Here is a 21910-nt window from a genome sequence, read left to right as displayed (position 1 = left end):
ATCCTAATTGTACTTAATCAGTATAACTGAGACATTATCTTTCCCTGCAATTTCATTAGCTTTATTTATTAATTTCTCAGTTATATCTTCTATTTTTTCATCGCTTGACACAATTTCCTCTATATCCTCTTTATCAACAAAACTTGTTAATCCATCGGTTGCCAGTAATATTTTATCACCTTTATTTATATCTTTTTTGTATATATCAACTATTATCATTTGCTCTGTACCTAAAGCTCTAGTTATAACATTTCTTCTTGGATGAGTTTTAGCTTCTTCTTCTGTTATTGCATGTTGGGCAATAAGTTCTTCTACTAAAGAATGGTCTTTTGTTATTTTATTAAATTTCCCATCTTGCAATATATAACATCTACTATCTCCTACATTTGCAATGTATGCTTCATCCTTGTATGTAATAACTACCGTTAAAGTAGTTCCCATTCCACTACATTCTTTTTCCTCTTTAGACCTTTTGTATATTATAGAGTTTACATTATTATACGCCTGTTTAAGTATATCATCTATATAATTTATTTTAACACGTTCGTTTTGTACTAAATTATTTTCTAAAAACTTTACTATATTTTCTACAGCTAGTTCACTTGCTATTTCGCCTTTGTTATGACCACCCATACCATCTGCTACAGCAAATATCCCTATGTCTCCTGATTTTGTAGATATAACATTCCCTTTGCAATAATCTTCATTATTTTTTCTAACTCTTCCAATATGGGAAATACAACTATATATCATAATTTTCCCCCTTCATACTATTTGTGTTTTCTTCTTAATTGACCACAGGCTCCATTTATATCTGCTCCCATCTCTCGTCTAATAGTTGCAGGTATATTTTCTTTTAATAACATATCTCTAAATTTATATACATAAGTCTTATCTGGTTTTTCATAGTTTCTTTCTTCTACCTTATTTATAGGTATTAAATTTACATGACATAGCATCCCTCTTAGAAGCTTAGAAAGTTCTTTTGCATCTTCACTTGAATCATTAACTCCTTTTATTAAAGAATATTCAAATGTAACTCTTCTATTAGTAACATCTATATAATATTTACAAGCATCTATTACTTCTTTAATAGAATATGCCTTAGCTACAGGCATTATTTCCTGTCTTGACTTATCATATGGAGAATGTAATGACAGCGCTAAATTTATAGGAATTTTTAAATCTGCTAATTCATACATTTTAGGAACAACTCCACAAGTCGATAAAGTTATATGTCTATAACCTATATTAAGACCATTTTTTTCATTAATTAATATTAAAAACTTTTTAGTATTATCAAAGTTATCAAGAGGCTCTCCACTTCCCATTAATACCACATTCGACACTCTTTTCCCAGTATCCTCTTGTATTTTTATTATTTGATCTAAAATTTCCCATGGTTCTAGGTTTCTTAAAAGTCCATCTATTGTAGATGCACAAAATCTACATCCCATTCTGCATCCAACTTGATTAGATATACAAACAGTCACTCCGTGTTCATACTCCATCATAACACTTTCAATTATATTTCCATCATTTAATAAAAATAAATATTTTCTAGTACCATCAATTTTTGATTCTAATTTAAGTTCAGTATCTAAGTTTCCTATATATGAAACTTCCTCTAGTTTTTCCCTTAGAGCTTTAGGTATATTATTCATATCATCAAAACTCTTAGCACCTTTGTAAATCCATCCATATATTTGAGTTCCTCTAAATGCTTTTTCACCTATACTCTTTAAAAATTCTTTTAACTCTTCTTCCGTTAAATTTTTTAAGCATGTCTTATTATTCACTTTTATCACTACCTTACTCTCTTTAATTTAGCTATAAAAAATCCGTCCATTCCGTGAATATTAGGATATATTTTTATGTATCCTTTATCTTGATTTTCTAAATCTATATTAATACCATCAATAATTACTAATTCAAAATTATTATTTTCATTTAAAAACGATTTAACTACATCTATATTTTCTTCATCATGTATAGTACAAGTACTGTATATTAAAGTTCCACCTATTTTAACATATTTAGATGCATTTTCTAAAATTTGTTTTTGTATTTTAGGTAAATCTTTTAATTCGTCTTCCTTCTTATATTTTATCTCTGGTTTTCTTTTTATTATTCCCATTCCTGAACAAGGAACATCCGCTATAACGTAGTCAAATTTATCCAAGCTATCATTGTCTATTTTTAACGCATCGAAGTTTTCAACTTTTACATTTTTAAGACCTAATCTATTAACTGAATTGTTAATAAGTTTTAATTTATGTTCAAATACATCTCTCGCAATTACTTTACCTGTATTATTCATTAAAGTTGCCAAATGAGTAGTTTTTCCTCCTGGCGCACTGCAAATATCTAATACATTACTATTTTCTTTTGGGTTCGCAACTTTTCCAACAAGCATAGAACTTATATCTTGAATTGTAAAATATCCTTCTTTAAATAGCTTGTTGCTTTCTATATTTTTTAAATTTTGAACCATTATAGCTTCATCTATACCATTGACTTTACTACAAGATATGCCTTGTTTTTTTAGTTTTTCAATAAGTTCATCTCTTGTTATTTTTAGTGTATTTACTCTTATATATATATTAGGTCTATCTGAATTAGCTTCTAATAAATCTTCAGTAAATTCTTTTCCAAAATCATTTATCCACTTGTCAATAATCCATTTACTATATGAATATTTTATAGATAAATATTCTACTATATCTTCTTTTTCTATATTCATTATATTTTCTTTATTTCTTAATACATTTCTTAGTATTGCATTTACAAATCCTGATGATTTTTTATCATATTTTTTTATAAGTGTAACACTTTCATTTACTGCTGCATGGTCTTTTATACTATCTAAAAATAATATTTGATAAATTCCTAACCACAATGTTATTTTAACATATGTAGACATTTTTTTCGATTTAATCTTAGATAGTTTATCTATTATATAATTTAGATAAATTTTATTTTCTATAATTCCATAAATAAGTTCAGTAGCAAGACCTTTTTCTTGATCACTAATCTCTACATTTTTAAAATTTTTATTTATAGATATATTTGAATAGTTTTTGTTTCTTTCAATATCATATAATGTTTTAAATGCTAATTTTCTTGCGTTCATTAAATACCTCCATATTTAAACAGAAAAAGTCCTAGAACCCCCTAGGACAATCTCTATTAATCATCATGTCTTTGTGCTATTGCAATTAATCTTACCAGTTGAAGTACTGACGTTAATGCTGCTGCTACATATGTCATCGCTGCCGCACTTAACACTTGTCTTCCTTCTTTTAATTCTTTGCCTTCTAGTATTCCTTCATTTCCAAGTTGAACTAACGCTCTACTTGATGCGTTAAATTCTACAGGTAAAGTTATTATTTGGAATAATACTGATGCTGAAAATAATAATATCCCTATTTTTAATAAAGGTCCTTGCATAAAAAGACCTATGAAAATTAAAAACCAAGATATATTAGATGCAAAGTTTACTACAGGTACTAAGCTACTTCTCATTTGAAGAGGTGCATACCCCTTAGCATGTTGGATAGCATGACCACATTCATGCGCTGCTACCGAAATAGAAGTTATAGAAGTTCCATAGTAAATATCTTGTGATAATCTAACTACATTACTTCTTGGATCATAATGATCACTTAGTCTACCTCTAACCATTTCTATTTTTACATTATACAGACCGTTTGAGTCTAATATTCTTCTAGCCGTTTGTTCTCCTGTATAGCCTAATTTGCTATTAACATTAAAATATCTGTTGGTAGTACTACTAACTTTAAATTGTGCATACATAGTAAAAAGTATAGCAGGTAACAAAATAAATAATGTAGGATCAAAATAATACCCATAACCATAATACGGCATCATATTTAACACTCTCCTATAAAGAATTTTATTGCATTTTCAACTTCGTTTATATCAATCTTAGTATCTACGCAAGGACCATTAGGTCTTTGATTAAACACTCCTAAAACTGGTATTTTATTTATATCTTGTACTCCAGCCGTTAAATCTCTTTCGCAAGCTACAGCTACTACAGCTTTAGGTTTCACTTCTTTGATTTTTTTTCTAGCTAATGTACCACCTGTTGCTATAAATACATTCACATTGTATTTATTTTGTAATTTTAGTAAATCCGCTACATTGCAAAGTCCACAACTTTTACAATTTTTTACGTCTGTAGTTATCTTTAATTTGCATTCACTCTTTTGTATGCAATGTGGTATAAGAATAAGTATGTCATCAGAACTCATATTATACCTATTGCTATAGATATAATCATTATTTAATCTTATATAAACTTTTCTTATTTCATTCTTAGGTATATTCAATGTATTTCCTATAACTATAAGTATCGGATATAATACATTAACTATTTTAAAATTCAACCTTTTTATATTATTAGGTACTTTTTTATCTTTCATAACTCTATAAGTAACTAAGCTTGAAAATATAGTAACTAATAACAATGTTAATATTACTCCATTTACTAATACGGAAAACACTGTTTTTAGGCTTGTCATAAAAATATTTAATCCTATTAATAATAAAATTAATATCCCTACTAAAAAACCTATTGCTGTCATATACTTTTTAAGATTTATCATACTACATACCCAGTATAATGTCAGTATTTATAGTGTTTCCTTTTATATATTCAGATACTATCATTCTCTTCTTTCCAGACATTTGTATCTCACTTATTAAAATTAAATTATCAGCTGTACAAACTTTTATACCTTCTTTATCTACTGATATTATAGTTCCTGGCTCATTATTAGATTTTTCATTTAATACTTTAGTTTTCCATATTTTCATTGTTTGATTTTCATAAGTTGTATAAGCACTAGGCCATGGGTTTACACCTCTTATAAGATTATGTATTTCTTTTGCAGGCTTCTTCCAATCTATATTTCCTAATGATTTATCCATTATAGGTGAATAACAAGTATTTTCATCATCTTGTTTTTCTCTCGGAGCTTTTCCTTGTGATATAAGATCTATAGTCTCTTTTAAGACTTCCGCTCCATCTATCATCATTTTATCATGAAGTTCACCTGCTGTTATTTCATCATCTAGAGGAATTTCACTCTTTAATATCATATCTCCTGTGTCCAGACCCACATCCATATACATTGTAGTCACACCAGTTTTTTCTTCTCCATTTATTATTACCCAGTTTAATGGAGCAGCACCTCTATATTTAGGAAGTAACGATGCATGAACATTGACACATCCAAATTTAGGTATATCTAGTATACTCTTTGGTAGTATTTGTCCAAATGCAACAACTACTATTAACTCTGGATTTATCTCCTTTAAAGTTTCTACAAAAGACTCTTCTCTTGCTTTTATAGGTTGATATACAGGTATATCATATTTTAAAGCTAATTCTTTAACTGGAGGCATAGATAATTTTTTACCTCTACCCTTAGGTTTATCTGGTTGTGTTACAACACCTAATACCTCATGTCCTTCATCTATTATTTTTTGTAAACATGGAACTGCAAATTCCGGTGTTCCCATAAATACTATTTTCATATTATCAGCTCCTATTACTCTTCAATTTTATCTACAAATAAAACTCCATCTAAGTGGTCTATTTCATGACAGAAAGCTCTTGCTAAAAGCTCTTCTCCTTCTATTTCAAATGTTTGACCATTTCTATTCATAGCTCTTACTTTTACATAATAAGGTCTAGTTACTGGTCCTGATTGATTTATAACACTTAGACACCCTTCATCATCAGTTTGCTTTCCTTTTGTATCTATTATTTCTGGGTTTATAAGTTCTATTATTCCATCTCCGATATCTATTATAGCTATTCTTTTTAATATCCCTACTTGTGGGGCAGCAAGTCCAACTCCATCCGCCTCATACATAGTATCCGCCATATCATCTAATAATTGTATTATTTTTTCATCAATTTTTTCAACTGGTTTACATGTCTTTCTTAATACCGGTTCTCCTATTTGAACTATTTGTCTTAATGCCATTTTATATTCCTCCTAAAATTTTATAATACGCTATAAGGATTAATATCTATCGATATATTAACTCCTTTATCAAAAACTATATCTCGTTTAGTTATACATATATATTTTATTATACCCTTTAATAGATTTATTTCAATATCATCATCCTTAAATAATAATTGCCATCTATAATTTTGGTTTATTTTACTTATAGAACACTTATTAGGGCCTAATATAAACGATAAATCATTTATTCCTCTTTCTTTAAATAAGTATGCTAAAGATTCATACATCTTTTTTGCGTTTTTTTCTACCTGGATCTCATTTTTTCCACTTATAACAACACTTATCATATTGTTAAAAGGTGCATATTCAAACAATTTTCTTATTTTTATCTCATCTTCATAAAAACCTTTAAAGTCATAGTTAACTGCATGTTTTATTGCGTAATGATCTGTATCATATGTTTGAAGAATTACCTTCCCATCCTTTTCTGCCCTTCCTGCTCTTCCTGAAACTTGAGTTACAAGTTGAAATGTAGTTTCTGAACTTCTAAAATCAGGAAACTTCAATATCATATCTGCTGATAATATACCTACTAAGGTTACATTTTCAAAATCTAATCCTTTGCTAAGCATCTGTGTTCCTATTAATACATTAGCTTCTCTGTTTTTAAAACTATTTAAAATCCCTTCAAAAGATCCTTTTCTAGAGGTTGTATCTTTATCTAGTCTTAAAACTTTTATATTAGGAAATATACTTTTTATTTCTTCTTCTATTCTTTGTGTACCTATCCCAAACGGCTTTATATATTTACTATTACACTCTGGACATTCTTTTGGAATTTCTTTTTCATATCCACAATAATGACATTTACCCGTGTTAGTTTTTTTATGATATGTAAGTGATATATCACAATGTTCACAAGTAAATACATATCCACATTTCCTACATGACACAAAATTTGAATATCCTCTTCTATTTAAAAATAACATTACCTGATTATTGTTTTTTATAGCATTGTCAATTTCATATTTAAGCTTATTACTAAATATACTTTTATTTCCTATCGTTAGTTCTTCTTTCATATCAACAACTTCTATTTTAGGCATAGGCTTATTATTAGCACGCTTAAGTATTTCAAGTAATTTATACTCTCCATTTATAGCATTGTAGTATTCTTCTATAGATGGTGTAGCTGACCCAAGTACTAATGATACATCTCTTTTTTTCGCTATAAATTTAGCCACATCTATTGCATTAAACTTAGGGTTTTTTTCTGATTTATATGCACTCTCATGAAACTCATCTATTATTATTACTCCAAGACTTGTAAATGGTGCAAATAATGCTGATCTAGCTCCTATTAATATTCTTATATTTCCCTCTTTTATTTGCTTATAAACATCATGCTTTTCACCTTCAGATAATTGACTATGAAAAACTCCAACAATATCTCCAAATTTATTTTTAAATCTAGATATGGTTTGAGGGGTTAAAGATATTTCTGGAACTAAAACTATACTGTCTAGTCCTTGATTCAAAGCATTTTCTATTATAGCCATATAAACTTCAGTTTTTCCACTTCCTGTTACTCCATGTAACATATATGGCTTTTTATTTTCTTCAAACATTTCTAAGTTTATAGTATCTATAACCTTCAATTGTTCTTCATTGAGACTTATTTTTTTATCTTCTACTTTGTATATTTCATCTGGTTTTCTATATATATCAAGTTCCTTTGAGATTATTAACTCTTTTTCTTCAAGCTTATTAATAGATTGTCTATTTGTATTTAACAATTCAATTATATCTCTTAATTCAGTTTCTCCTTGAGATTTTAAAAACTCTATAATTTCTTTTTGTTTTTTCCCAAGTCTGATTTTATTTTCATCTATATAATCATTAACATCTCCTAAGCAATCATTTAAAGATATTAAATATGTTTTCTTTTCATTTTTATGATCTTTATATTCCCATCTAACATCTATAATATTATTTTTTTTCATTTTATATATTAAGTTATTAGCATTGGGTATTTTAGATATTTTATCAAATTTAACTTCATTATTATTCTTTTTTAAAATTTTAATTATTTCATTTTCATTTTGTGTTAAATTTTCAGCTTCTATATCTAATAATTGTATAACCTTATAATTATTTAATTTATATCCTTTAGGATATAATAAGTTTATACAATCTATATATGTACATAAATATTTATTTCTCATCCAAAGAATTAAACCTATATCATCCTTATTAAATATAGGTTCTTCATCTAGTAAGTCCACAATCTTTTTTGTTTTTATATCTTCATCTAACTCATTTACTAAATTAAAAACAAAAGCCTCTACTGGCTTATTATATCTGCCAAAGGGAACTAACACTCTATGCCCAATATTTATATTGTCAACTAAAAACTCATCTACTTCATATGTAAATAAGTTATCAGTATATATAGAGTTGTTTCTAACTACAACCTTTGCATATCGTTTCATATTTTAACCTCTATTTTTATAATATTATATTCACTATTATCATTTACAATTAATACCATATTTATAATCATTTATCTATTGTATTTATCTATAAATTAAAATTAAGCATCTATATATAATATAGATGCTTATATGCTTAATAGAGTTTTTACTTTATCCAAGATAACATCAGCTACCTCTTCCTTCTTCATTTTAGGATATTTATCTATAGTACCTTCTTTATCTATAATCTTTACTATATTAGTATCAACACCAAAGCCAGCTCCTGCTTCAGTTAAATCATTAGCCACTATAAAGTCTAAGTTTTTCTTCTTTATTTTTTTACTTGCATTTTCTAATAAATCATTAGTTTCAGCTGCAAACCCTACTAAAATCTTATTTGATTTTATTTTTCCTATTTCAAATGCAATATCCTTAGTTCTATCTAACTCTATACTTAAATCACTATCTGATTTTTTTATTTTCTTATTAGAATAATCTTTTGGTTTATAATCAGCAACTGCTGCACTTTTTATTATAACTTGATTTTCATCTATATTATCTAAAACTGCATTATACATATCTTCTGCTGATTCAGTTTGTATAAATTTCTTTAAATTTTTTGGTGGGATTATATTTGTAGGTCCAGATATCAAAGTTACATCTGCACCTCTTTCTATTGCTTTTTTAGCTATAGAATATCCCATTTTACCAGTAGATCTATTTGTTATATATCTTACTGGATCTATACTTTCAACTGTAGGCCCCGCTGTTACAATTATACTAGTTCCCTTCAAGTCATTTTTTTCTTGTAGTAAACTCATTATACTATCAAATATTTTATCAACTGAAGCAAGCTTTCCTGATCCAATATCTCCGCAAGCTAACCTTCCACTTTCAGGTTCTACAAATTCATAATTTAAATCTTTCAATATTTGTATATTTCTTTGTACAACAGGATTTTCATACATATTAGTGTTCATAGCTGGAGCTACAAGCACTTTAGCCTTTGTAGCCATAACTGTTGTCGTTAACATATCATCTGCTATACCGTTAGCTACTTTACCAATTACATTTGCAGTAGCTGGCGCTAACACAAATACATCAGCTTTTTTTGCTAAAGATATATGTTCTACGTCCCAAGTTTTAGGTGATTCAAACATATCATCTACAACATAATTTTGACTTAATGTTTGAAATGTTAATGGTGCAACAAACTCAGTTGCTGATTTTGTCATTATTACATGTACATTTACACCTGTTTTTTTTAACTTGCTAACTAAATCACAAGCTTTATAAACAGCTATTCCACCACAAACACCTATAACTACAGTCTTGTCCTTTAGCATAATATATTACTCCTCTACTATGTTTTGAACTTGCTCTAAATGATGTCTAGCTTCCTCTAATAATATTTCTTCCTCAGTTAACTCTCTAAAGTGTATTTTTCTATCTGCAACTTCTTGTGCAGCTAAAGTAACAGGTTTTATTTGTTGATGCTTAGTTGTTGGAACATATGCTGCTGCTCCATCTATTAATTCTCTTGATCTCTTAGCCACTGTTACCACTAAGTAATATCTGTTATCGATTTGGTTTAATACTTCATTTATTGATGGTTTTATCATTTTTATAATTCCTCCTTGAATTTCTTTATTATACATTCTTTGTATCTATAAACTTTATTTTTTTCAGCAGATATTATATGTTCTAATTCTTGTGCTGAAGTTTTTACATCTTTATTTACTATAAAATAATCATAGTCTTCTATTTGGCATATTTCATTAAATGCAGAACCAAATCTTTTATTTATTTGTTCTTCTGTTTCTGTTCCTCTTCCAACGATTCTATTTTTCAATTCATTAAGAGATGGAGGAAGTATAAATATGAATACCCCTTCCGGATAAACATCTTTAATTTGTCTAGCACCTTGCATTTCTATTTCTAAGACAACGTCATTTCCATTTTCTAAATTTTCTAATATAGCAGCCTTAGGTGTACCATAAAAATTATCATATATTTGAGCATGTTCTAATAACTCATTATTATCTATCATGCTCTTAAAGTTTTCTTTACTAACAAAGAAATAATTCACGCCATCTACTTCACCTTCTCTTGGTTGTCTTGTAGTAGCTGATACTGATAATTTTACATCCTTATTGTTTTGTAAAAATTCTTTACATATAGTTCCTTTACCTGCTCCTGACGGTCCAGAAACAACTAGCAATAAACCTTTCCTCTTCATTTATCTCTTCCTTTCTAATTCTCTATATGCTCATCTTTATCTGTAAATCTGTGTGCCACTGTTTCTGGTTGAACTGATGATAATATTATATACTGACTGTCAGTTATTATAACAGCTCTTGTTTTTCTACCATAAGTAGCATCAATTAACATTCCACTCTCTTTACTCTCTTGTATTAATCTTCTTATAGGAGCTGACTCTGGACTTACTATAGCCACCACCTTATTAGCCATAACTACATTACCATATCCTATATTTATAAGGTTCATACTCATAAACAACACTCCTATTCTATATTTTGTATCTGTTCTCTTATTTTTTCTAACTCACTTTTTACTTCAACAACTAAATTAGTTATATTTAAATCTGATGATTTAGATCCTATTGTATTTGTTTCTCTGTTCATCTCTTGTATTAAGAAGTCTATTTTTCTACCTATAGACTCATCTTTATGTATAGCTTTTTTTAGTTGAACAATATGACTTTTAAATCTTACTATCTCTTCTGTTATACTGCATTTGTCTGCATATATAGCAACCTCTTGAGCTAATCTATTTTCATCTATTAGACTTGGGTTATCTACTATTTCAACTATTCTATTATTTAATTTTTCTTTATACTCACTAACAACGTTATATGAATATTTTTCTATTTGTTCAATGTACTCATTTAATAAGTCACATCTCATGTCTATATCATTAGAAAGTTTTAAACCTTCTTCGCATCTCATCTCTTTTAATTTGCATAAACATTCTTCTAAAGCTTCTCTTAACATTTCCCATAATAAGTCTTCATCTTCTTCTTTTTCTTCACTTTTTATTATATCCGGAAATTTAGCTATATTCATAACTGTTATATCATCTTGTAAATCAAATTTAGACTTTATACTTTTTAATATGTTTACATATTGTGTCGCTAAAGTCTCATCAAATTTTAAGTTTACATCTTCACTGCCTATTAAGTCAAGTTTTATATATAAATCTACTCTACCTCTTTTTACATAATTTTTAACAACATTTCTTATTTTATCCTCTAAAAAAGATATCTTTCTTGGTAGACGTACATTTATATCCACATATTTATGGTTAATAGTTCTACATTCTACTGTAAAATGGTAGTTATCGTTTTTGTACTCACTTCTTCCAAAACCTGTCATGCTGATAGCCATTTACTATACCTCCAAAGTTCCTTCACATATTTTAACTGCATTTCCTATCATATATACATCATCTAGTATTTCTATCCTTACATTTCCACCTTCTGATTTAACATTAACTGACTTGTTAACTTTATCTAAGTGATTTGCTACTATTACAGATGCAGTCATTCCTGTTCCACATCCTAATGTATATCCACATCCTCTTTCCCATGTGTATACATGTATATTATCTCTGTCATCAACTTTAACAAAGTTAACATTTGTTTTTTTAGGGAATATTTCATTTTTTTCAATTAATTCTCCGTACTTACATACATCTTCTTTTGTAATTTCATCTACAAATACGATTGTATGAGGAACTCCCATAAGTATTGAGCTTAATTCTATTTCTTTATTATTAACTACTAACTTTTCATTTATAAAGACTTCCTTATCTGTATTTACTGGAATGCTCGTTGGATTGAAGTTTGGTTTTCCCATATTGACTTTTACTGTATTAATTTTTTCTTTTTCTATATTTAAAGATATTTTTTTTATTCCGTCAAGTGTATATACGCTAAATTCATTTTCTTTAACTATATTATTATCATATACAAACTTACAAAAACATCTTAGTCCATTTCCACACATATTAGCTCTAGATCCATCTGAATTGTAGTATACCATTTCAACATCGCATACATCTGAATTTTTAACTACTAACAGTCCATCTGCTCCTATTCCAAAGTGTCTATGGCATACTTTTTTTGCTAAATCTGAGTAGTCATTAGAATCTATATTATCAAATCTACCATCGATTGCTATGAAATCATTTCCAACTCCATGTAGTTTCCAGAAGTTCATTTATATCCCCCCTATTAATTTAAATTCTTAGCTTATTATACAATATTTTAATCATAAAAGGAAATTATATTGACTATAAGCTATATAATATTTTGAACTATATTCAAAATATTATATTCACATTATTATATAGTTGTGTAATAATCTACTTATCAATAAATTTTGAAAGGAATGATATTATGGCATTTGATGGTTTAGTTGTCCATTCTATTTCAGATGAACTATCTTCTAAACTAGTTGGTGGTAAAATAGATAAAATATATCAACCAGAAAACGATGAAATAGTTTTACATATACGAAATAATAAAGAAAACTTTAAGTTAGTTCTTAGCGCAAGTGCTTCAAACCCTAGAGCATATCTTTCTAAAAACTATAAGAAAGAAAACCCTATAACTGCACCTATGTTTTGTATGCTTCTTAGAAAGTACATTCAAGGTGGAAATATTGTAAGTGTTTCTCAAATAGATTTTGAAAGAATACTAAAAATAACAGTTGAGTCTTTAGATGAGTTAAAATCTAAAACTGAAAAAACTTTAATAATTGAGATTATGGGAAGACATAGTAATATAATTCTTACTCATGAAGAGAATAAAATAGTAGATTCTATAAAAAGAATCCCACCTAGTATAAGTAGAGTAAGACAAATATTACCTGGAATGACATACCAGCTTCCTCCAGCTCAAGATAAGTTTAACCCTTTATATAATATTTCTAAAGATGAATTTAAAAATATTGTATCTGTCTTCGATGGAAATATATCAAAATGTCTTTATTCTAAGTTTTTAGGTATAAGTCCTACTATATCTAAAGAAATATGTTTTAGATGTGATCTAGATGCTTCAGAGGCTGTTTTAAACCTTAATGACTTGGATTTTGATAATCTTTATAGTGAGTTCAATAATATTGTTTCAAATCTAAAAGATAAAAGCTATAGCCCTTGCTTAGCACTTGATCCAAAAACTGATAAATTATTAGATTTTAGCTGTATAGATTTAACTATGTTTAGTGAATTAAAAGTTGTTCACGATATAAGCATATCTTCTATTATAGAAAATTTTTATGCTCATAAAGATATTAAAGAGAGAATAAATCAAAGAGCTTCAGATTTTAAAAAGAGTATTTCTATAAAATTAGATAGACTTTATAATAAATTAAAGAAACAAGAGTTAGAACTTAAAGAATCTGACAATGCAGAGTCTTATAAAATTAAAGGTGAGCTTATAACATCTTATATATATATGGTAGAAAAAGGAATGGATTCTGTAGAGGTACAAAATTTTTACGACCCTAATTGTTCTACAGTAAAAATTAATCTTAATCCAAATCTTACTCCTTCAGAAAATGCACAAAAATGTTTTAAAAGATATAATAAGCTTAAGCATGCTAAAAAAGAAATATCAGCTCAAATAGAAATTAGCCTAGAGGAAATTAACTATTTAGAAAATATAATTCTTAGTATTGACAATTGTGATAATATAGCTGAGTTAAATGATATTAAAGAAGAACTTCAAAAACTTGGTTACATGCGCGGAAAAGTTAATCCCAAAAAAGAAAAAAACAAACTAACGACTAATCCAAATGAATATATATCTTCAGATGGATTTACCATATTAGTTGGTAAAAATAATAAACAAAATGATTTTCTAACATTAAGAGTAGCAAATAATGATGATATGTGGATGCATACTAAAAATATTCCAGGTTCTCATGTAATAATAAAAAGCGAAGGAAAAGAAATACCTGAAACAACATTATTTGAAGGAGCTATGTTAGCTGCATTTTTCAGTAAATCTAAAATGTCTTCTCAGGTTCCTGTAGATTATACACTAAAGAAAAATGTTAAAAAGCCAAATGGTTCAAAGCCAGGTATGGTTATATATGAAACAAATAGCACTATGTATGTAACTCCATCAGAAGAAATTGTTGTTAAACTAAAAAAACAGGGCTAAGCCCTGTTTTTTAGTTTATTATACAAGTTGTGAATTAAGAACTGCTTGTTCTTCTGTAACTTCTTTAACACCTTGTTTAAAGTCATCTTTGTTTAATATTCTATTTAATATTATTCCAACTATAGCAGCTAAACTAAGTCCAGTTATTGTAACTGTACTAGTGATAGGTATACCTATTACTATTCCCTTATTTCCTAAATAAGTAGTTCCTAAACCTATTATCATTATAGTTGCTATTATTATTATATTTTTCTTGCTACTCACACATTTGCTATCATTTATAGTTTTTAATCCTACATATGAAATCATAGAGAATAACATTATACTTATTCCTCCCATAACTTCAGTAGGTATACTTTGTAAAAATCCTCCAAACTTACTTACACATGCAAGTAATATTGCACATATAGCAGTTCTTCTTAATATTGAAGGATCATAGTTTTTAGTTATAGCAAGTACTGCTGTATTTTCTCCATAAGTAGTATTTGCTGGTCCTCCTAAAAATCCTGCTGCTATTGTAGCTAATGCGTCTCCCATTAAAGTTCTATGAAGACCTGGTTCTTCTATGAAATTTTTTCCAACTACAGTTCCATTAGTAGTCATGTCTCCTATATGTTCCATGAATACCGCTAAAACTACAGGTGCTATTAATACTATAGCTTCTAAACTAAACTTTGGTAATCTAAAATCTGGTATTTGTAAAAATGATGATCCACTCATAAGAGATACATCTACATTCCCTAATATTAAAGATATAATATATCCTATAGCTACTGCTATTATTATGTTTAGTTGTCTTACAAATCCTTTACCAAATACATTTATAGCTATTGCTAGTCCTAGTGTTATTATAGCAACCATAAAGTTATTTGATGCCATATCAAAAGCTGTAGGTATTAAGTTTAATCCTATAACTGCTATCATAGCTCCTACGACTTGTGCTGGGAAGTATTTTTTTATTTTGTCTACTCCAACTTTACTTATTATAAATGACATTGCTAAATATATAAGTCCCGCTACTATAATTCCACCTTGAGCATATGCTAAATCTCCTCCGTGAGCTTCTTTAGCTGCTAATATTACAGGTATAAATGCAAAACTTGAACCTAAGAAAACCGGTACTACTCCTTTTGTACATGCATGGAATATTAAAGTTCCTATACCTGCACAAAATATTGCTACCGATGGATCAAATCCTGTTAGTATAGGTACTAATACCGTCGCACCAAACATAGCCAATAAATGTTGTAATGATAATATTGTTTTTTTCATAAAAAAACCTCCCTATTTTTTGTATGGGAGAAATAATTCTCCCTTTTCCAGCATCTCTGTACTGAATTAAAAGGTATTAACCTTATATAATTTTATGCTTTTATTCTTTTATAGTTACTGAATCTTGTTCATCAATTTCGTTTAGCATAACTGATATTACTTCATGTTTTGATGTAGGAACATTTTTACCTACATAATCAGCTCTTACAGGTAGCTCTCTATGACCTCTATCTACTAATACAGCCAATTGTATAGCATTCGGTCTTCCTATGTCCATTATAGCATCTAGTGCAGCTCTTACTGTTCTTCCAGTGTATAACACATCGTCTACTAATATAACCACTTTATCATTAATATCAAAATTTATATTAGATCCATTTATAACTGGGTCTACATCTATCTTTTTTAAATCATCTCTATATAGAGTTATATCAATTTCTCCTGTATTTACTGACACACCCTCTATACTTTCTATTTTCTTAGCTATTCTATTTGCTATAGGTACACCTCTAGTTTTTATTCCTACTAAAACTACATCTTCTACACCTTTATTTTTTTCTATTATTTCATGACTAACTCTTGTTATAGCTCTTGCCATAGCTTTTTCATCCATTAATTGTGCTTTTTCTTTCATCTAAATCCTCCTATTTCATGGTAAGGTTAAAATCTAAAAATAAAAAGCTTCTTACCATAAGGCAAGAAGCTATAAATAGCTTACATATTTTTAAAAAATACATAATTACATATTTTTTAAATCTTGCCTTATGATATCTCTGTATCACTTAAAGGTAATCTTCATTTTTTATCATTATATAATACTAAATACATTTTCTCAACTATTTTACTTAATTTTTTTCAATAAAGTTTTAAAATGTTCTGGTAATTCTGAATCAAACTCAATATATTCTTTGCTAGTTGGATGTATAAATCCAAGCTTTTTAGCATGTAATACTTGTCCTTTTACTCCAAATTTATTACTTTTAGGTCCGTAAATAGGGTCTCCTAATAATGGATGGTTTAATGATAGTGCATGAACCCTTATTTGATGAGTTCTACCTGTTTCAAGCGTCGCTTTGACATGAGTAAAGTTTTCGTATCTATTAATTACTTCAAAATGTGTAACTGCATGTTTCCCATCTTTAACAACAGCCATTTTTAATCTATCTTTAGGATTTCTTCCTATAGGTTTATTAACAGTTATTTTATCTTCTTTCATTACACCGTGACATATAAATTCATACTCTCTAGTTATAGAGTGATCTTTTAATTGTTCTGCCAAGCTATTGTGTGAATTATTATTTTTAGCAATCATTAAAAGTCCTGATGTATCCTTATCTATTCTGTGAACTATTCCAGGTCTTATAACCCCATTTATTGATGATAAGTTATCTCTACAATGATATAAAATAGCATTTACTAAAGTATTTTCATAATTTCCTGGCGCTGGATGAACCACCATGTCTTGTGGTTTATTTACAATTAATAAATCACTATCTTCATAAACTATATCTATTGGTATATCTTGCGGTGTTACTTCTAAAACCTTAGGAGCTGGTATTTCTATATTTACACAATCATCTTCTTTAACAAGATATTTAGCCTTTTCTATTTTATTATTTACACTAACTTTTTTATCTTTTATTAACTTTTGAATATAGCTTCTAGACATATCTCCTAATTGTGCAGATAAATATACATCTAGTCTATCTCCTTCTTCTTCATCTATAACTAAAAACTGTCTTATTTCTTCCATCTTTTCACCTACTTGTCATTTTCAAAAAATATTATATATATACATAATAGTATTGTTCCAACTACAACAAAAACATCAGCTATATTAAATACATAATCCCAAATTATTCTAAAGTCAAAATAATCTACTACAAATCCTAGTCTAACTCTATCTATAAGGTTTCCTATAGCTCCTGATATTATTAGAATAATAGCCGTTTTACCTAATAAGTTAACTTCTTTTTTATATAAATAATATAATCCAAATATACTTGCTGCAAGAGCAACAACAATAAATATCATTTGATTATCTTGAAACATGCCAAATGCTGCTCCTCTATTTTCAACATAAGTTAAATGAAATATATTATCTATTACAGGTATACTTCCTATATTAGCTAAATAATTTATAGCAATATATTTTGATACTTGATCTAATGCAATTAATCCTAATATTATTAATATATATATCAATAAAATATCCTCCTTACAATATAAATATATCTATATTATATAGATTAATATTAATAGGAGCAATAAAAGATTATAAATGAAAATAAGGTAGCAACGCCACCTTATTTTCATTTATAATCTATTTTGTTATTTCAGATACTGTAACAAACTCATATCCTAAACTTTGCATTTTAGGAATTATTTCTTCTAGTGCTATTATAGTTTGCGATTTATCATTTCTAATTTTATTATAATCATGAAGCACTACAATAGTTCCATTAGATGCTTTATCTTCTATAGATTTAACAATATTATATGCTCCAGGATTACTCCAGTCTTTTGTGTCTATATCAGACCATAATACAACCTTCATATTATTTGATTTAATTATATTGAATAATGATTCATTCATAGCTCTATAAGGTGGTCTAAATAAATTTGGTTCATATCCTGTTACATTTTTTATTGCTTGTTGAGTTTCACTTATCTCTTTAAGTATTTTTTCATTTGAATTTTTACATATATTTATATGTGTAAATGTATGATTTCCTATTTCATGTCCTTCATCATAGGCTCTTTTAACAATTTCGGGATTCCATTCAACTTTTTGACCTACTACAAAAAAAGTTGCTTTAGCATTGTATTTTTTTAATATATCTAAAATTTGAGGTGTAAAGTCTTCATCTGGCCCATCATCAAATGTTAATGCAATAATTTTTTTATTTTCATTTCCTTTTTTGATTATAATATCATTGTAATTTTTATTATTTATTTGAGCTAATTGATGGCTTCCTATTTTATCTAAATTTTTAACTCCAACTAATATTAATCCAACTAAAAAAGCGAATCCTAAAATTGCTTTTATATTTTTCAAAACGCTAACCTCTTTTCTTAATATTCATTTTTATTATTTCTGTTCATATCAACTAAATCTTCAACCACATTTGTAAATAAGTTAGGTCCACTAAAGTTATCTTTTACACTTACACTTTCAATATTATTTACAGGTCTTTCTTCTTTTTTAGAACAATTTAAGCATAGTCTTGTTTCAGGTAAAAACTCCAACCTATCTTCATCTATAGTTTTATTACATTTTTCACAAAAACCGTAATTTCCTTTTTCTATTTTATATAAAGCATTTTCTATTTCATTTAACTTGAATTTTTCATGGTTAGTTAAGCTATTTTGCATTTCTTGCATAAATACATCAGTTCCTATATCTCCAAGGTGATTATCATAACTAGATAATTCACTAGATGTGTATTTTTCACTAGTATGTTTTACTGTATCCCCAAATACAGTGTTGTCTTCCATTTTTGATACAAGTTTTAATATATTATTTTTTTCCTTTAACAATGTATTTTTATATTTTGTAGTATTCATAAATACCTCCTTAATAATCTCTTCTATATTTATCAATAATATCTAAAAACTCAGCTATATATTCTCCTATTATAGGTAGGTTTACCCACTTAGATACTAAATATACAGCTATAGCTGTAAGTACTGTAAACCCTATAGCTTGTCCAAATCCTTTGCCTACTCCAGCTATAAAGTTTATCGCAAATAATCGTCTTCTACTATCTGTTAGTATCATATATTCCCTTATTCTACTTCGCTCAAGACTATACATTAAACTATCTAACTTATTATCTACTATTTGTAATAATCTTATATGATATTCTTTATCATCAGCTCCATGTAATTTCTTATCAATATCTTTCATACTTATAAAATCATCTTTTAATTTATTTCCTCTTCTGTATTTTTTCAAATTCTAACACGCCCTCTTTTAAATAGCTAAGTTATCTTCATTTTTTATTATATGAAAAATAGAATTTTAAATACAAAAAAAGCCCTAATAATTAGGGCTTTTTAAATTTAACTTAAAGGAATTTTTTCTCTATTAATCCAACTTTTTTATAAACTTTTCTAAGTGTTTTTCTTGCTTGATATTCAGCTTTTTGAGCACCTTGTGCATACACTGTTTCTAAATAATCTTTATTAGATAATAAGTATTCATATTTTTCTCTTAAAGGTCTTAGTGATTCTATTATGACTTCAGCTACATCACCTTTAAAATCTCCATATCCTTTACCTTCATACATAGATACTAAATCTTCTATAGATTTATTATCTAGTTTTGAATATATATCTAATAGATTCTTAATACCTGGTTGTTCATCATTGTATTGAACTATTCCCACAGAATCAGTAACACTTCTTTTTATTTTTCTTCTTATAGTAGCTTCATCATCTACTAATAAAATATATGAATTTTCATTTTCATCTGACTTACTCATTTTTTTAGTTGGTTCTTGTAAACTCATTACTCTAGCTCCAGCTTTTGGTATATATGGTTCTGGAACTTTAAATGTTTCACTATATCTATTGTTAAATCTACTTGCTAAATCTCTAGCTAACTCTAAATGCTGCTTTTGATCTTCTCCTACAGGAACTAAGTCTGTTTGATATAATAATATATCCGCTGCCATTAATACTGGATAAGTAAATAATCCTGCATTTAAATTAGCTTCACTTTTTTGAGATTTATCTTTAAACTGAGTCATTCTACTTAACTCACCCATGTAAGTCATTGTACTTAATATCCACATAAGTTCTGTATGTGCACTTACATGAGATTGAATGAATATAGTATTTTTTTCAGGATCTAATCCACTAGCTAGATATTGAGCTAATAATTGCATTGTGTTAGCTCTTAAGTTTTTTGCTTCTTGTGGAACTGTAATCGCATGTAAATCAACTACACTGTAATAGCAATTATATGCTTCTTGTAATTCATTCCAGTTTTTTATAGCCCCTAAGTAATTACCTAAAGTTAACTTTCCTGATGGTTGAGCTCCACTAAATATTATTTTTTTATCACTCATATTTAATATCTCCTATAAATTTTTTAACATTCCAAGTACTATATCTTTAGAATTGTGAGCTGCTTGCCCTACAAATTCTTCATAAGTTACATCAGCACTTCCGTCTGCCTTGTCTGACATTGCTCTTATTACTACGAATGGAACTTTATTTACATAACAAACGTGTGCTATAGCTGCTCCTTCCATTTCTCCGCAGTATCCATCAAACTCGTTTACTAATTCATCTTTTAATTCTTTACTACTTATAAATATATCACCACTTAAAACTCTTCCTTTTAGAACTTTGTGAGTTTTTACTTCTTCTTTAGATGCTTCATAAGCTGCATTTATTAACTTCTCATCTGCTACAAATATTGAATTATCCATTCTTGGTATCATACCTTTTTTATCACCAAATACTGTAGTGTCAAAGTCATGTTGTATTGCATCAGTTGATATAACTATATCGTATACATCTAATGCTTCGTTTAAAGCTCCTGCTACTCCTGTATTAACTACAGCGTCAGCATTAAATTCACTTATTAATATTTGAGCACATAATGCAGCATTTACTTTACCGATTCCACATTTAACTAATACAACTTCTTTTCCTTGTAATGTTCCTACATAAAACTTTAAACTAGCTTTTTCTATAGTTTCTCTAACATCCATTATGTCTTTTAGTATATCTACTTCTTCATCCATCGCACCTATTATTGCTATTCTGTTCATATTTATTTTCCTCCTATGTTTTAAGTATAAAAAATCCGCCCTAAATCAATAGGACGGATATATTTTCCGTGGTACCACCTAAATTATATATATTTTAAAAATATATATCACTTAATATAATCTGCTATAACGTGCAGTCACGATATCAGCTACTCTTTGTTACAATTTCGCCTAATTCCTCCA

At 27.9% G+C, this 21910-nt stretch carries 24 protein-coding genes and 1 other annotated feature (1 of these 25 cut by a window edge); of the genes, 1 reads left to right on the top strand and 23 read right to left on the bottom strand.

Annotation, left to right across the window (positions count from 1 at the left end):
* Positions 1–3: 3 nt before the first annotated feature.
* From ACEXNK_RS06940 to dapF, 14 genes are all read right to left on the bottom strand, one after another.
* Complete coding sequence (locus ACEXNK_RS06940) at positions 4–753, bottom strand: Stp1/IreP family PP2C-type Ser/Thr phosphatase (protein ID WP_373598378.1); 750 nt, start codon at positions 751–753, stop codon at positions 4–6.
* A gap of 17 nt (positions 754–770) precedes the next feature.
* Positions 771–1799: a 23S rRNA (adenine(2503)-C(2))-methyltransferase RlmN gene (rlmN, locus tag ACEXNK_RS06935; RefSeq protein WP_373598379.1), complete on the bottom strand. Its 1029-nt coding sequence runs from the start codon at positions 1797–1799 to the stop codon at positions 771–773.
* A gap of 8 nt (positions 1800–1807) precedes the next feature.
* Complete coding sequence (rsmB, locus tag ACEXNK_RS06930) at positions 1808–3133, bottom strand: 16S rRNA (cytosine(967)-C(5))-methyltransferase RsmB (protein WP_373598380.1); 1326 nt, start codon at positions 3131–3133, stop codon at positions 1808–1810.
* 56 nt (positions 3134–3189) lie between these two features.
* Positions 3190–3891 (bottom strand): zinc metallopeptidase, encoded by a 702-nt coding sequence (locus tag ACEXNK_RS06925; RefSeq protein WP_373598381.1) that lies wholly within the window; start codon positions 3889–3891, stop codon positions 3190–3192.
* A gap of 2 nt (positions 3892–3893) precedes the next feature.
* Positions 3894–4631, bottom strand: coding sequence for a DUF116 domain-containing protein (locus ACEXNK_RS06920; protein ID WP_373598382.1), 738 nt, complete (start codon positions 4629–4631; stop codon positions 3894–3896).
* 1 nt (position 4632) lies between these two features.
* Positions 4633–5565 carry a methionyl-tRNA formyltransferase gene (gene fmt, locus ACEXNK_RS06915; RefSeq protein WP_373598383.1) on the bottom strand — a complete coding sequence of 311 codons (933 nt, stop codon included), beginning with the start codon at positions 5563–5565 and terminating at the stop codon, positions 4633–4635.
* Between the two features lie 14 nt (positions 5566–5579).
* Positions 5580–6020 (bottom strand): peptide deformylase, encoded by a 441-nt coding sequence (def, locus tag ACEXNK_RS06910; protein WP_373598384.1) that lies wholly within the window; start codon positions 6018–6020, stop codon positions 5580–5582.
* Between the two features lie 20 nt (positions 6021–6040).
* Positions 6041–8497 (bottom strand): primosomal protein N', encoded by a 2457-nt coding sequence (gene priA / locus ACEXNK_RS06905; RefSeq protein WP_373598385.1) that lies wholly within the window; start codon positions 8495–8497, stop codon positions 6041–6043.
* Between the two features lie 128 nt (positions 8498–8625).
* Positions 8626–9825, bottom strand: a complete 1200-nt coding sequence (gene coaBC, locus ACEXNK_RS06900; protein ID WP_373598386.1) for a bifunctional phosphopantothenoylcysteine decarboxylase/phosphopantothenate--cysteine ligase CoaBC — start codon at positions 9823–9825, stop codon at positions 8626–8628.
* 6 nt (positions 9826–9831) lie between these two features.
* Positions 9832–10101 (bottom strand): DNA-directed RNA polymerase subunit omega, encoded by a 270-nt coding sequence (rpoZ, locus tag ACEXNK_RS06895; RefSeq protein ID WP_373598387.1) that lies wholly within the window; start codon positions 10099–10101, stop codon positions 9832–9834.
* Positions 10102–10103: 2 nt separating this feature from the next.
* A complete protein-coding gene (gene gmk, locus ACEXNK_RS06890; RefSeq protein ID WP_373598388.1) occupies positions 10104–10718 on the bottom strand; it encodes a guanylate kinase in 615 nt (204 codons plus the stop codon).
* 14 nt (positions 10719–10732) lie between these two features.
* The gene (remA, locus tag ACEXNK_RS06885) at positions 10733–10993 is read right to left on the bottom strand and encodes an extracellular matrix/biofilm regulator RemA (protein WP_373598389.1); all 261 of its coding nucleotides are present in this window, start codon (positions 10991–10993) and stop codon (positions 10733–10735) included.
* 11 nt (positions 10994–11004) lie between these two features.
* Positions 11005–11886 carry a YicC/YloC family endoribonuclease gene (locus ACEXNK_RS06880; protein WP_373598390.1) on the bottom strand — a complete coding sequence of 294 codons (882 nt, stop codon included), beginning with the start codon at positions 11884–11886 and terminating at the stop codon, positions 11005–11007.
* Between the two features lie 3 nt (positions 11887–11889).
* On the bottom strand, positions 11890–12720 hold the full coding sequence (gene dapF, locus ACEXNK_RS06875) for a diaminopimelate epimerase (protein WP_373598391.1): 831 nt from the start codon (positions 12718–12720) through the stop codon (positions 11890–11892).
* 179 nt (positions 12721–12899) lie between these two features.
* On the opposite strand from dapF, the gene ACEXNK_RS06870 reads away from it, so the two are divergent.
* Positions 12900–14669, top strand: coding sequence for an Rqc2 family fibronectin-binding protein (locus tag ACEXNK_RS06870; RefSeq protein WP_373598392.1), 1770 nt, complete (start codon positions 12900–12902; stop codon positions 14667–14669).
* Between the two features lie 18 nt (positions 14670–14687).
* Here the strand turns inward: ACEXNK_RS06870 and ACEXNK_RS06865 are convergent, their stop codons facing one another.
* The 9 genes from ACEXNK_RS06865 to ACEXNK_RS06825 all read right to left on the bottom strand — a co-directional run bounded on the left by ACEXNK_RS06865 (position 14688) and on the right by ACEXNK_RS06825 (position 21727).
* The gene (locus tag ACEXNK_RS06865; RefSeq protein WP_373598393.1) at positions 14688–15941 is read right to left on the bottom strand and encodes a uracil-xanthine permease family protein; all 1254 of its coding nucleotides are present in this window, start codon (positions 15939–15941) and stop codon (positions 14688–14690) included.
* Between the two features lie 100 nt (positions 15942–16041).
* Positions 16042–16575 (bottom strand): bifunctional pyr operon transcriptional regulator/uracil phosphoribosyltransferase PyrR, encoded by a 534-nt coding sequence (gene pyrR, locus ACEXNK_RS06860; protein WP_373598394.1) that lies wholly within the window; start codon positions 16573–16575, stop codon positions 16042–16044.
* A 207-nt stretch (positions 16576–16782) separates the two neighbouring features.
* Complete coding sequence (locus ACEXNK_RS06855; RefSeq protein ID WP_373598395.1) at positions 16783–17694, bottom strand: RluA family pseudouridine synthase; 912 nt, start codon at positions 17692–17694, stop codon at positions 16783–16785.
* 8 nt (positions 17695–17702) lie between these two features.
* A complete protein-coding gene (gene lspA, locus ACEXNK_RS06850) occupies positions 17703–18146 on the bottom strand; it encodes a signal peptidase II (protein WP_373598396.1) in 444 nt (147 codons plus the stop codon).
* Between the two features lie 118 nt (positions 18147–18264).
* Entirely contained in the window at positions 18265–18999 is a 735-nt protein-coding gene (locus ACEXNK_RS06845) for a polysaccharide deacetylase family protein (protein ID WP_373598397.1), read from the bottom strand.
* Positions 19000–19016: 17 nt separating this feature from the next.
* Entirely contained in the window at positions 19017–19508 is a 492-nt protein-coding gene (locus ACEXNK_RS06840; RefSeq protein WP_373598398.1) for a TraR/DksA C4-type zinc finger protein, read from the bottom strand.
* A 10-nt stretch (positions 19509–19518) separates the two neighbouring features.
* Positions 19519–19899, bottom strand: a complete 381-nt coding sequence (locus tag ACEXNK_RS06835; protein WP_373598399.1) for a DUF5665 domain-containing protein — start codon at positions 19897–19899, stop codon at positions 19519–19521.
* 112 nt (positions 19900–20011) lie between these two features.
* The gene (gene trpS, locus ACEXNK_RS06830; RefSeq protein WP_373598400.1) at positions 20012–21016 is read right to left on the bottom strand and encodes a tryptophan--tRNA ligase; all 1005 of its coding nucleotides are present in this window, start codon (positions 21014–21016) and stop codon (positions 20012–20014) included.
* 12 nt (positions 21017–21028) lie between these two features.
* Positions 21029–21727 (bottom strand): 5'-methylthioadenosine/adenosylhomocysteine nucleosidase, encoded by a 699-nt coding sequence (locus ACEXNK_RS06825; RefSeq protein ID WP_373598401.1) that lies wholly within the window; start codon positions 21725–21727, stop codon positions 21029–21031.
* A gap of 46 nt (positions 21728–21773) precedes the next feature.
* Positions 21774–21910: a binding site (T-box leader), on the bottom strand (it continues 98 nt past the right edge of the window).

Source organism: Paraclostridium bifermentans (assembly GCF_964259345.1).
Lineage (GTDB): Bacteria > Bacillota > Clostridia > Peptostreptococcales > Peptostreptococcaceae > Paraclostridium > Paraclostridium bifermentans_B.
Note: the sequence above shows the minus strand (reverse complement) of the source record. Positions and strands in the feature narration are given on the sequence as shown.

What these genes read in the sequence shown, in the direction of transcription:
- ACEXNK_RS06940 (WP_373598378.1), bottom strand. Translation starts at nt 753, where the DNA reads ATGATATATAGTTGTATTTCCCATATTGGAAGAGTTAGAAAAAATAAT.
- rsmB (WP_373598380.1), bottom strand. Translation starts at nt 3,133, where the DNA reads ATGAACGCAAGAAAATTAGCATTTAAAACATTATATGATATTGAAAGA.
- ACEXNK_RS06925 (WP_373598381.1), bottom strand. Translation starts at nt 3,891, where the DNA reads ATGATGCCGTATTATGGTTATGGGTATTATTTTGATCCTACATTATTT.
- ACEXNK_RS06920 (WP_373598382.1), bottom strand. Translation starts at nt 4,631, where the DNA reads ATGATAAATCTTAAAAAGTATATGACAGCAATAGGTTTTTTAGTAGGG.
- fmt (WP_373598383.1), bottom strand. Translation starts at nt 5,565, where the DNA reads ATGAAAATAGTATTTATGGGAACACCGGAATTTGCAGTTCCATGTTTA.
- def (WP_373598384.1), bottom strand. Translation starts at nt 6,020, where the DNA reads ATGGCATTAAGACAAATAGTTCAAATAGGAGAACCGGTATTAAGAAAG.
- priA (WP_373598385.1), bottom strand. Translation starts at nt 8,497, where the DNA reads ATGAAACGATATGCAAAGGTTGTAGTTAGAAACAACTCTATATATACT.
- coaBC (WP_373598386.1), bottom strand. Translation starts at nt 9,825, where the DNA reads ATGCTAAAGGACAAGACTGTAGTTATAGGTGTTTGTGGTGGAATAGCT.
- rpoZ (WP_373598387.1), bottom strand. Translation starts at nt 10,101, where the DNA reads ATGATAAAACCATCAATAAATGAAGTATTAAACCAAATCGATAACAGA.
- gmk (WP_373598388.1), bottom strand. Translation starts at nt 10,718, where the DNA reads ATGAAGAGGAAAGGTTTATTGCTAGTTGTTTCTGGACCGTCAGGAGCA.
- remA (WP_373598389.1), bottom strand. Translation starts at nt 10,993, where the DNA reads ATGAGTATGAACCTTATAAATATAGGATATGGTAATGTAGTTATGGCT.
- ACEXNK_RS06880 (WP_373598390.1), bottom strand. Translation starts at nt 11,886, where the DNA reads ATGGCTATCAGCATGACAGGTTTTGGAAGAAGTGAGTACAAAAACGAT.
- dapF (WP_373598391.1), bottom strand. Translation starts at nt 12,720, where the DNA reads ATGAACTTCTGGAAACTACATGGAGTTGGAAATGATTTCATAGCAATC.
- ACEXNK_RS06870 (WP_373598392.1), top strand. Translation starts at nt 12,900, where the DNA reads ATGGCATTTGATGGTTTAGTTGTCCATTCTATTTCAGATGAACTATCT.
- ACEXNK_RS06865 (WP_373598393.1), bottom strand. Translation starts at nt 15,941, where the DNA reads ATGAAAAAAACAATATTATCATTACAACATTTATTGGCTATGTTTGGT.
- pyrR (WP_373598394.1), bottom strand. Translation starts at nt 16,575, where the DNA reads ATGAAAGAAAAAGCACAATTAATGGATGAAAAAGCTATGGCAAGAGCT.
- ACEXNK_RS06855 (WP_373598395.1), bottom strand. Translation starts at nt 17,694, where the DNA reads ATGGAAGAAATAAGACAGTTTTTAGTTATAGATGAAGAAGAAGGAGAT.
- ACEXNK_RS06840 (WP_373598398.1), bottom strand. Translation starts at nt 19,508, where the DNA reads ATGAATACTACAAAATATAAAAATACATTGTTAAAGGAAAAAAATAAT.
- trpS (WP_373598400.1), bottom strand. Translation starts at nt 21,016, where the DNA reads ATGAGTGATAAAAAAATAATATTTAGTGGAGCTCAACCATCAGGAAAG.
- ACEXNK_RS06825 (WP_373598401.1), bottom strand. Translation starts at nt 21,727, where the DNA reads ATGAACAGAATAGCAATAATAGGTGCGATGGATGAAGAAGTAGATATA.